This is a genomic window from Intrasporangium sp. (assembly GCF_051961875.1).
Lineage (GTDB): Bacteria > Actinomycetota > Actinomycetes > Actinomycetales > Dermatophilaceae > Intrasporangium_A.
This window is the reverse complement of sequence record NZ_JBQCCV010000008.1, coordinates 1-5,996: the sequence shown is the minus strand read 5'-3', so window position 1 is coordinate 5,996 and position 5,996 is coordinate 1. Positions and strand designations below refer to the sequence as shown.

The following is a 5,996-nucleotide window of genomic DNA, read 5'->3' as shown; positions in this document are numbered from 1 at the left end:
ACGGCGTGATCGTGTACCCGGTGATCGTGCTGCCCCCGTTCGACGGCGCCGTCCAGGACACCGTCGCCGACGCATCACCCGCCGACGCCGTCACGTTCGTCGGGGCCCCCGGCGCCGTCGCGCCCGCGGCGAAGACGACGTCGACCCAGTAGTTGTTGGCCTGGTAGGTGCTGGTGGGGAAGGCGCTGCTGCCCGTGTAGGCGTAGACGCCGTTGCCGCCGCTGGCGCCGTCCTTGAGGGCGTGCAGCGGTGGGTTGTCGACGCCGCTGGTGAAGAAGTTGCTGTCCCCGGCGTAGTGACCGGCCGGGGCGAAGTACGACGCGACGTAGACGGTGCCGGCCGTGATCGCCACCGGGGTCGCGAAGTTGACCTGCTGCCAGCCGGTGCTGGTCTCGTTGGTGAACGTCGCCGAGGCCAGCTTCGTGCCGGTCGAGGTCCACAGGTTGCCCACGTGGGTGCCGGTGTTCCCGGTGCCCTTGTAGAACCGGATCCCGGTGATGAACCCGTTCACGTCCGAGGTGAACTTCACCCCGAGCTCGAGCGAGTTGTTGTCCGCAGCGCTGGAGACCGTCGGCGCGGCACTGGACGGCCAGATCGTGCACGCGGTACAGCTGACCGCCTTGGGCGTGACCGCCGCCGACGCGCTCGACTCCGGCCCGGTACCGACCGCGTTGGTCGCCGTCACCGTGAAGGTGTACGCCGTCCCGTTGGTCAGCCCCGAGACCGTGGCCGTCGTCGCCGGCGGGCTGCCGGTGACCTTCGTGGTGGCCTGCGCCGCCGTCCCGATGTACGGCGTGATCGTGTACCCGGTGATCGTGCTGCCCCCGTTCGACGGCGCCGTCCAGGACACCGTCGCCGACGCATCACCCGCCGACGCCGTCACGTTCGTCGGGGCCCCCGGCGCCGTCGCGCCCGCGGTCGGCGTGACGGCATTCGAGGCGCTCGACTCCGGTCCGCTGCCGACGGCGTTGGTCGCGGTGACGGTGAACGTGTAGGCCGTCCCGTTGGTGAGGCCGGTGATGTTCGCCGTGGTGGCGGCCGGGCTGCCGGTGATCGCAGTCGGGGTCTGCGGCGACGTCCCCACATAGGGCGTGATCGTGTAGCCGGTGATGGTGCTGCCGCCGTTGGACGGCGCCGTCCAGGACACCGTCGCCGACGCGTTGCCGGCCGTGGCCGTCACGTTCGTCGGGGTGCCGGGCACGGTCGCGCCCGAGGTGGGCGTGACGGCATTGGAGGCGCTCGACTCCGGTCCGCTGCCGACGGCGTTGGTCGCGGTGACGGTGAACGTGTAGGCCGTCCCGTTGGTGAGGCCGGTGATGTTCGCCGTGGTGGCAGGCGGGTTGCCCGTGATGGTGGTCGGGGTCTTCGGGGACGTGCCGACATAGGGCGTGATGGTGTAGCCGGTGATGGTGCTGCCGCCGTTGGACGGCGCCGTCCAGGACACCGTCGCCGAGGCGTTGCCGGCGGTAGCGGTCACGTTCGTCGGGGCAGCGGGAGCCGTCGTTCCCGTCACGAAGACCGGGTCGACGTAGTAGTTCTCGGCGTTGTAGGTCAGGTTCGGGAAGGCGCTCGTGCTCGAGTACTTGTACACGCCGTTGCCGCCGTTGGCCCCGTCCTTGAGCGCGTGCAGTGGCGGGTTGTCCAAGGCCGTCGCGAAGTAGTTGCTGTCCGCGGAGTAGTGCCCGGCGGGTGCGTAGTAGGACGCCACGTACACCGTGTTCGCGGCGATGGTGACCGGAGTGGCGAAGTTGACCTGCTGCCAGCCGGACGCGGTCTCGTTGGTGAAGGTCGCGGTGGCGAGCTTCGTCCCCGAGAGGGTCCACAGGTTGCCGATGTGGGTCCCGGTGTTCGCGGTCGACTTGTAGAACCGGATCCCGGTCACCAGCCCGCTCACGTCCGAGGTGAACTTCACGCCGAGCTCGTCGGCGTTGGTGTCACCCTGGTCGAGAGTCGTCGGCACGGTGGACGGCGTCCACAGGGTGCACGGGGAGCAGGTGACCGCCTGTGGTGTGACGGGCGCGGACGCCGCCGAGTCCGGGCCCGTGCCGACACTGTTGGTCGCCGAGACCTTGAAGGTGTATGCCGTCCCGTTCTTCAGGCCGGACACGGTGGCGCTGGTCGCGGGCGGGCTGCCGGAGACGGTCGTGGTGGCCTGCGCGGTCGACCCGATGTAGGGCGTGACCGTGTAGCTCGTGATCGCGCTGCCGCCGTCCGTTGGCATCGCCCAGGACACGAGGGCCGATCCACTGCCCGGTGAGGCGGTCACCCCGGTCGGGGCTGCCGGCGCGGACGGAGGGGTCGTGCTCAAGGCGAACATCACGTCCACCCAGTAGTTCTCCGCGTTGTTGCTGGACGTGGGGAAGGCACTCGACGTGCTGGTCTTGTAGAGGCCGTTCACCGTCCCGTTGACGTTGCGCAGCGCGTGGAGCGGGGGGCTGTCGAGCCAGCCCCTCGTATACGGCGTCGGCGACGGGGCCGGGAACATGTAGGCCTCGTCCTGGGCGGTGTGGCCGCTGGGTGCGAAGTACGACGCGACATAGGTCGCGTTGGCGTTGATCGCCACCGGGCTGGAGAACGTGACCTGCTGCCACCCGCTCGCGGTTTCGCCGGTGAAGGTCGCCGAGGCCAGCTTCGTGCCGGACGCGGTCCACAGGTTGCCGATGTGGGTCCCGGTGTTCGCGATCGACTTGTAGAACCGGATCCCGGTCACGTAGCCGGACACCTCAGACTTGAACTGGACCCCGACCTCGACCGCTGACGCGCTGCCCGAGTCCGCGGCACCGGGGGTCGCGCCCACGCCCCAGATGGAGCAGGTGCACCCGATGTTGACCTTGACCCCGGCGGCGGCCGTCTCGAGGTTGCCGCTGTCGTCGACGGCCCGGGACCGGATCGTCGCGGTGGGGCTCCCGTGGGCCACCCACGCGTAGCTCCAGCTCGTCGTGCCCGTGGCGGGGTGCCAGGTCGTTCCCCCGTCCGTCGACACCTCGACTCCAGCCACGACACCGCCGCCGGTGTCGGCGGCCGTTCCGCTGATGGTGACCTTGCCACCGTCACCCAGGGTGACGCCGCTCGCCGGCGAGGTGATGGTCGAGGTGGGAGCGCTCGTGTCCGTGGAGGCCGTTGCCGCGGTCAACCCGGAGATCAGTGCGTAGGGCTGTGCCCCCATGTCGGCGAAGAGGTTCACCGTCGCCTGCTGCATGTTCACGTCTGCCGGTTTGCCGGAGCTGGACCCGTCCAGCCCCCAGGACCACTGGACCGTGCCGGCGCCGAAGACCAGGGCGCCGCTCGGTGCCTTGTAGATCGTCAGGTTGTGCGTGGCACTCTGGTTGCTCTGGGTCGTGCTGCCGTAGTCGGTGAAGATCTCTGCTGTGGTCGACGTCGTCGACGACATCCGGAACAGGCCGGCGGGGCGGAACCCGTTGTCCGGGTCCGCGTCCCACTCGTAGCCGAGCGTCCCCGCGCCGGGTGCGAGGGTCGCGATCTGGCCTGCGCTCAACCTCGCCACGCTGGTGTTGCGCCAGAAGCGCAGCTTGGAGTACTGGGCCGGCACGGCGATGTCCGTGGTTCCCGAGTTGACCAGGAACTGCTGCCCGGTGAGGGCGTTCTGCGGCCGCCCGCCGTCGCCGGGCGGACTGAAGCGAGGATCCTGCCAGGTGCCGGTCCACGTCGGCGGATCCTGGGGGTCGACGACGCTGTCGTAGTGCGTCTCCTTGTAGCAGACCAGCGTGCGGTTCGCAGTCGAGGTCCCGTCGGCGCTCGGCTCGAAACGCGTCTTCCAGAACACCTCGTTGCCGCTGAAGAAGGCGAGGTTCACGCCCTTGTCGCGGGCCGCCTCGACGTTCGCCCGCTGGACGCCGGACCAGTACTCGTCGTGCCCGACCGAGAGGAATACCTTGTGGTTCGTCAGCAGCTGGCCGCCGGCGGTGGTGCTCACGTCGAGACCGCTGGTGTAGGACAGGTCATAACCGTTCGCCTCGAGGAACCGGATCATCGGGTACTCGGAGTACATGAGCCAGCTGCGCCCGGAGTCGTCGAGCGCGCTGTGGAACGGACGGTTGTACGAGACCTTGGAGGCGCCCTTGTACGCGGCGGGGCTTCCGGGTGGGCAGTTGACGCTACAGGTGTAGAGGCTGTTGCCGCCGTAGGTGTTGTACGCCTGCCAGGTCTCGTCCGAGGTCTGGACGATCAGGTCGGAGTGGCTGGCGTCGTTGCGCACGACGAACGGGATGAGGCTGCTACCGCCGGTGTCGTTGCGCACCAGGTGCGCGAGGTAGACGCCCGAGACGGCAGTGCTCGGCACCGACCAGGCAGCGGAGACGGCCCAGTTGCCGCAGTCGATGAGGCCGGTCGTGGCCTGGCTCAGGCAGGCCGGCTGCGACTGCGGCAGCGTCGCCGTCGGCGCGAGTGCAGAGACGACCTTGCGGGCGCCGTTGCCCTGGTAGTAGCCCATCCGAAGGATGTCGATGTGATACGCCTTCGCGGGGGTGTTGATCTTGAAGCTGATGGTGTCGCCGACGTTGACGCTCATCGTCGTGGCGAAACCCTGGATGGTCGAGTCGCCCGCACCGCTGACCTGCCAGTCGCTCGGCGGGTCACCGGCGAGGGTGTTCTCACACGCGATGACACTGACCACCGGTGGACCACAGGGCCCCGCTGCCGCGGCTGGGCCTCCCGTCAGCATCAGCGGCTGGAGGAGGCCCGCGACGAGCACGGCGGCGGCGAAGGCGATGATCGGGCGCAGCCTGCGCCTCCGGCTGGGCCCCGAACGCATCGAACGGCTCATGAGGTCCCCCCTCACACGTTCGCACGGGCACCCCGCCCGGTCGACTTCGACCGGCATCGCCGCGGTCCCGTCCTTGGCGATCCCCAACCGGTCGAATTCGAGGTTACGGCCCCGTCAGGCGGCCGTCTGCCGAAGACCGGAAGGTCCGAATCGCCTTGAAATGGCGCGGAATGCCCGCGATGTGACGGGTGAGGGAGCCGCCCTCAACCCCCTGGTGACGGGGCCGGATGCGCCCTCCCGGCCGCTTCCGCGCTCCTATTGCCGTGCCTCGGTTCAGTCCGCCAGGAAGCCGAGCAGGTCTGCCCGCGTCAGCACCCCGACCGGCTTGCCGTCCTGGATGACGAGCACCGCGTCGTGCTTCTCGAGCTCCTCGCGGGCGCCCGACACCGGTTCGCCGGAGCCGACGAGCGGCAGCCCCGGCTCCATGTGCTTCTCGACTGAGTCGGCCAGGTGCGCGTGCCCGGTGAACAGGGCCTCGAGCAGCGCGCGCTCGCTGACGGAACCCGCCACCTCGCCGGACATCACCGGCGGCTCGGCCTTGACGACCGGCATCTGTGAGACGCCGTACTCGCGCAGGATCTGCACCGCGTCGCGGATCGTCTCGTTGGGGTTGGTGTGCACGAGCGCGGGCATGTCACCCGACTTGGACCGCAGCACGTCGCCGACGGTCTGCTCCCCCGGCTCGTGCAGGAAGCCGTACGACGCCATCCACTCGTCGTTGAAGATCTTCGACATGTACCCCCGGCCCGCGTCGGGCAGCAGGCCGCCGACGACGGCGTCCTGGGGCAGGTCCTTCGCGGCGCGGAGCGCGGCGACGACCGCCATGCCGCAAGAGCCGCCGACGAGCAGGCCCTCCTCCTGCGCCAGTCGCCGCGTCATGTCGAACGAGTCGGCGTCGGTGACCGCGATGACCTCGTCGACGACCGACGGGTCGTAGGCGCCGGGCCAGAAGTCCTCACCCACGCCCTCGACCAGGTACGGGCGCCCGCTGCCGCCGGAGTAGACCGACCCCTCCGGGTCGGCGGCGATGATCCTGACGGAGCCGTCGGAGACCTCCTTGAGGTAGCGACCGGTCCCGCTGATCGTCCCGCCCGTGCCGGCGCCGGCAACGAAGTGCGTGACGCGACCGTCCGTGTCCGCCCAGATCTCCGGACCGGTGGAGTGGTAGTGGCTGTTCGGCCCCTCCGGATTGAAATACTGGTTCGGCTTCCAG

2 protein-coding genes are annotated in these 5,996 nt (G+C 69.6%); both read right to left on the bottom strand.

Annotated features, from left to right (window positions below):
* The coding region (locus tag ACTHJJ_RS00260; RefSeq protein WP_440300933.1) for a DUF4082 domain-containing protein at nucleotides 1-4,783 on the bottom strand (4,783 nt) is incomplete at its 3' end.
* A gap of 273 nt (nucleotides 4,784-5,056) precedes the next feature.
* Nucleotides 5,057-5,996 (bottom strand): pyridoxal-phosphate dependent enzyme (locus tag ACTHJJ_RS00255; protein WP_440300932.1); only part of this gene is annotated, 940 nt, incomplete at its 5' end.